This window comes from Psychromonas sp. (assembly GCF_983033635.1).
Map to the genome: position 1 here is coordinate 1 of NZ_CEZLMY010000203.1, position 5551 is coordinate 5551.

A 5551-nucleotide genomic window follows, 5' to 3' on the forward strand; every position below is an offset into this window, starting at 1 on the left:
CTCATCAAGAAATAAATATAGAAAAATTTAATTCTAGCAATGCTTATAAAATAATTAAACCGATGAAAATCCCATTTATTTCTTATCCTTACGAATGGAGTTATCTACAATTAAAAGCAGCAGCCAGACTGACATTAAGAGTTCAAAAAGTTGCTTTGACCTTCGGTTTATCACTTAAAGATGCAAGCGCATATAATATTCAATTTCTGAATGGAAAGCCTATTTTTATTGATACTCTTTCATTTGAAAAATATAATGATCTGCCTTGGATAGCTTATGGGCAATTTTGCGAACACTTCCTCGCACCTCTTGCCTTAAGAAAATTTAAAGGGAGAAAGTTAAGTCGCCTTAACCAGCTATTTATAGAAGGCATACCTTTAGATTTAGCCAGTAAAATACTCCCCAAAAGAAGCTGGTTTAACTTTGCTATATTTATGCATATTCATTTACATGCCAAAATGCAAAAAAAATATAGTGACGTATATAATAGCAATGAGAAATTAAACGCCAGCGAACACAAATTTTCAAAGAAAAAACATTTCGCTCTTATTGATTCATTAATATCTATGGTCAAATCTTTAAAGTTAGAGATTGGAGAGTCTGAATGGATAAATTATTATGAAAGCAATAATTACAATGAGTTATCTATTCGGCACAAAAAAGAGTTAGTCGAAAAATTTATTAGAGAGTCTAATAATAAGCAAAATATTATCGCTGATATTGGAGCTAATACTGGCGAATTTACTCGTATTGCCCAAAAATTCGCTAATCAAGTTATATCATTTGATTTTGATGAAGTTGTTGTTGAGATTAATTATTTACAGGCAATTAAACATAATGAACAGAAAATTCTCCCATTAGTGCTCGATATAATGAATCCTAGTCCCTCTATTGGTTGGGAATGTAATGAAAGAAATTCAATTTTTGATAGGGCTAATTTTGAGACCGTGATGTCACTTGCTTTAATACATCACCTCGCTATAGCAAATAACGTCCCCTTGGAAAAAATTGTTAAAGCGTTTTCAAGTCTAGTCAATAAATTTTGGATTGTTGAATTTGTCCCCAAAAGTGATTCTCAAGTAAAAAAACTGCTATCTACAAGAGAAGATATTTTTCCTAATTACACACAGCAAGAGTTTGAAAAGCAGCTGACATCAAATTTTGTAGTAGAACAAAAAGAGAAAATAGTGCAAACAGAAAGAACTTTATACTTATTGAAAAAAATATAACGTTATGTTTTATTTATAAAATAATCGGTTTTGTAACCCATTGCTTTCAGATGCTCATAAACTAATTTTTTAACTTGAAAATCTGGTAATAATTGGTTGTCGCAAGATGAATTTCCACCGTGGACTTTTTCACTAATGGATTTTATCTCTTTTTCTAAAAACACAGTATACAGGTTGCCACAGATAGCAATTGATACGCTACCTAAAGAATAAAATGGAGGAGTAGGATCCGTAGCGACTTTCCAATCTTTTTTATTAATAAGTCTAGATGCTTTCGAATTGGCTATATAAAAAGTCTGATTTCCTGAACGAGTTGATAATAAGGATGTTCCATCAAACCAAGACGGAATAGGCTCACCAATAAAATTGAGAATTGTGGGGGCGATATCAATCCTTTGAGAAGGCAGTGCATTTACACCAGTATAAACTTTATTTGGAAAGCGTATTATTAAAGGTAAAGTAGTATTTATTTTATGTTTCCAGCCATGATCGCTATTGAAAACTATAATGGTGTTTTCTAATTCACCTCTCTTTTTTAAAAAATTATAAATTTCTTCTGAATATTTATCCCATTGAAAAATAGCATTATCATAATGATCAATCATCCAATGTTCTTGCTGTTCTTTATTTTCTGTAAATACGGCCTTTTCATAACTAAATTTACTCCCATGAGGACCTAATAAGTGAACACTGGCAAAGAAAGGTCGAGGTGCATTTTTAAGTTGCTCTTTTAAGTCTTTCATTCTGGGGATATCAGAAAGGCTGTCTTTAAAGTTTTGTGTGACTATATGGTAAGGGTTAACCCATTTTTTTAATCCTGTTATATGGAATAACCTGTATATAAAACGGTTACTTGTTTCTTCTAAAAACTCAAATGTTGAAGGCCAATTTAAAGTCACCGATTCCCATAAAGGAGAATACTCAATATCTAAATTTCTATTGTTTGCATAGTGAAAGGATTTTCTCAGTTTAAGATCTTCTGCATCAATATAGTGTCTCGCGCTTATATCAATATTGTAATAACCTAATTGTTTTAAAAGCCCTGGAAAATGCTGATACATATCAACGTTTGAAAAGGTATCAGGTCTAAATACTACTTTTGTCCGTGTTGGATATTTACCACTCAGTAAAGATCCAACTGAACCTGTTGTTTTACCAGAGTTTGTCCAATGATTTTTATAGATCATGAGTTCACTTGAAATACTATCTAGGAAGGGGGTTGTTTGTCTTTCATACCCATAAATGGACATATTAGATGCATTAACGCCATCAGCGCTGAAAAATAGAATATTAGGTAACTCTTTCGTTAATTTATCAATTTCATTATTGGTAGAGTTGGCTGAAAAAGTTACATTCTTATAAGTAAAACCAATACTCGTTAAAGAAAGAAACAATAAAATAACACTTAAAATTGAGCCAATATTTAGCAGCTGTAAATTATTCTTAACGCGCTCCTGTGTTTTTTTTAATCTCCTTAAGAAATATACAGTTAACAGACATAATAAAAATAAATAAGTCAACTTACTGTAAATCATATCTGCAGTATAGGAGGATATTTCAAAGAAAGTATAAGTGTTGTTATCTATTAAAAGAAATAGAGTAAATGCCAATATAAATGCGGGAATCACTAAGTTTAGATAAACCCTAAGATAGGAGTTTTCCGCCTTTATTTTTTCACTTAGTAAAAATACACAAAAACAGATAGGAATTAATATTAATAATATAGGAATAGGAGAATTAAATAAAACTGCAGTAGAATTTGTGATGCTTAAGTAGCTAAAAAGGGATGGTTTGGTTAGATAAAATAACCACTCAAGAAAATAATATAAATAAGTGCTTAATATGGTAAATACAATTCCTAGTAAACAGTTTAAGTTTATCTTTGAATATATTTTCATATTTGTTCTATGTTTATTTTTTCGCTGCAAAATATGCATCCCATAATTTAATTAACACCATCAAGGTTATTACACTTAGCAATTTGGTCAAATTTATAGTCGTTTTGATAATGTTTACATAGCTCATGCAACATTTTATTTACTGGCGCTTTGCCGTTATATGTTGATAAGGGGCTCCAATTTTGCGCTGCTAAATCGATTAAAATAAGATCTTCAAAACCGGGTTGCATCACCAGCTGCCACTCTTTGAAATAAACAGAGCGTTGTTTTTTAGGAATAAAGTCAGCGTATTTTTCAGGCTTCAGTATTACTTTTCCCTCTTTATTTACCATATAATTAACTTTAGCTTCATAGAACACTTTTTTAGTGTCGATAAAGCTATTGTTTATGGCTTTAACGGGTAATGAAGATTCAACAAAGACAAACCTGTCATAAAGCAACTTGTTATTTTTAATAGGTAATGGTGTGCCTTCTGCCTTTTCTAAGGTGAAATTTAATTTTTTCGCAATGCTTGGTACGATATCTATGATGGAAAAAACACCCTCTATCTGTTTCGCGTTATTTATTTTTTGACCGTTTTTGTATTCAGTATAGGATAGTAAAATATTGGCTTGTTTTTGATCTAATATATTTGTTCCATGCCCCCAGGCATCCATTTTTATAACAGGCTGCTCCATCTCTTTTGGCTGTAATTTATCTGTTGCTAATTTAAAGCTTTCACCATGGTCTGAGAAGGTGAAAACCAGTGCATTTTCCAACATTCCTTGCTGCTGCAATTTATCCATAAAATCTTGGAACTGCCTGTCAAGCTTGTTAAGTAATGACAGATACATAAAGTGACTATAGTTGTCTTGCCAAAGATCCGGATCAACATTGATAAAATCTTTGGAGGTGAACGGCCAATGCAGCATACAAAAATGTACAGATAAAAAATTAGCCTTATCTGCTGATAAATTATTTAATACCCGATTATTAAAAACGAGCGGATCATAGGTTTTGCCATTGCCTCTATTGGTAAAAATATAGGGCAGAAAATATTGTGCAAATTTGGTGTTTGATAGCAGGTTAATGATTGGAAAGTCGGCAATGCTAGTGATTAGCTGATCGGCGAAACCGATTTTCGGGCCAATCGCCAAATCAAAACCATAACTTTCATCAATAGGGTTAAAGCGCCTCTCATCCATCGCATAGATGGTTTGATAACCTTTTTCTTTTAATAAGGCCGTAATCTCTAATTTCTTGTCCAGCAAATTATCTGGTGTTAAATTGAATCTGCCGCCATGTGTTATAGGATATTGTGATTTTAATAGACTGAACCATGCTACAAATGTTCGCGCAACTGTTGTGTAACTATTGTTATAGATTATTGAACCTTCGATAAACTGATCAATATTTGGCGTTAAAGTAGAAGACTTATATCGTCTATTTAAATGATCCGGTCTAAACGCATCTAAGCCAATTATAATTATGTTTGGTTTGTCAACTGTTGCTGCGCTACCTGCTTTTAAGTTAAAAGAGTAGGGCATAGCAAAAAAACCACAAACAGATACAATTAAAAGCGTACGAATATATTTTTTTTCCATTAATAAACTGCTAATAAATAAGGAAAACAGCAAAAAACTTAAGCAAACAATAAAGACAATATTACTGAGGAAAGAATCTCTGAAAATAGCCAATAAGGATGTCGGTGTATAGTATGAATTGGCCGATATACTCAGTAAAAGGTGTAATACAACAATGATCAGCCAGGTTAAGGTTCTTATATTATTGTTTGCAGTTTTATTAAAGAAGAGTTTGCATGAGATGCAGATTATATAAGACCAAAACAGTTGTAAGAAAAGAAAAATCAGTACGAAAAAACTTAAATCTAAAATCAGCTCAACACTTTGAAAGTTTTTTGAGTTTTCGCTTGATAAAATGGTCAAAAGTGAAATGTTGGAATAGGGTTGTAAGCTACTCCTGTAATCCAGAATAAAAACGCTAAACAGTAGCAGTAACGCAATCGTCCTGAAAAACGTCCTTTGTATAGAAATAAGCTCAACACGAGTGTTATTGGTCATTTAACTCACTACCTTTACTCTTCTTAACTTCACTTGTGGTTATCTTAAATTTGCCTGCTTGCGTGATTATTCTGCTGTCATCTTTAGATGCAGGCCAGTCGCCACTGTGAATATAGCGATTGGCGAGCAGTGAACTTGGATTTTCAATATTACTGAGTTCAGCTCTAATACTATAATGCTGATAGCCGTAAAAGATGATCGGCGAAATGACCAATAGCAGCAGACTGGAAAGTAATAGAGTAATTATTCGAGGTGATAACCTTCCTCTTTTTCGCAAATAATCCATTCTTACCCCTTTTCCCGTTTCATAGGTAATAAATAAAATTATAGACCAATTCTTGCCTGTTCGATTCTTGTTGATTCA

The 5551-nt window shown here is 32.4% G+C and carries 4 protein-coding genes; 1 reads left to right on the top strand and 3 read right to left on the bottom strand.

What is annotated here, in order from left to right; translation table 11 throughout:
- The coding region (locus AC4GME_RS16795) for a class I SAM-dependent methyltransferase (protein ID WP_490379827.1) at positions 1–1229 on the top strand (1229 nt) is incomplete at its 5' end.
- A gap of 2 nt (positions 1230–1231) precedes the next feature.
- Here the strand turns inward: AC4GME_RS16795 and AC4GME_RS16800 are convergent.
- The 3 genes from AC4GME_RS16800 to AC4GME_RS16810 form a co-directional block, all read right to left on the bottom strand.
- Positions 1232–3127, bottom strand: coding sequence for a sulfatase-like hydrolase/transferase (locus AC4GME_RS16800; protein ID WP_490379828.1), 1896 nt, complete (start codon positions 3125–3127; stop codon positions 1232–1234).
- 47 nt (positions 3128–3174) lie between these two features.
- Positions 3175–4710, bottom strand: coding sequence for a sulfatase-like hydrolase/transferase (locus AC4GME_RS16805; RefSeq protein WP_490379829.1), 1536 nt, complete (start codon positions 4708–4710; stop codon positions 3175–3177).
- Between the two features lie 466 nt (positions 4711–5176).
- Positions 5177–5473 carry a hypothetical protein gene (locus AC4GME_RS16810; RefSeq protein WP_490378729.1) on the bottom strand — a complete coding sequence of 99 codons (297 nt, stop codon included), beginning with the start codon at positions 5471–5473 and terminating at the stop codon, positions 5177–5179.
- Positions 5474–5551 lie beyond the last annotated feature (78 nt).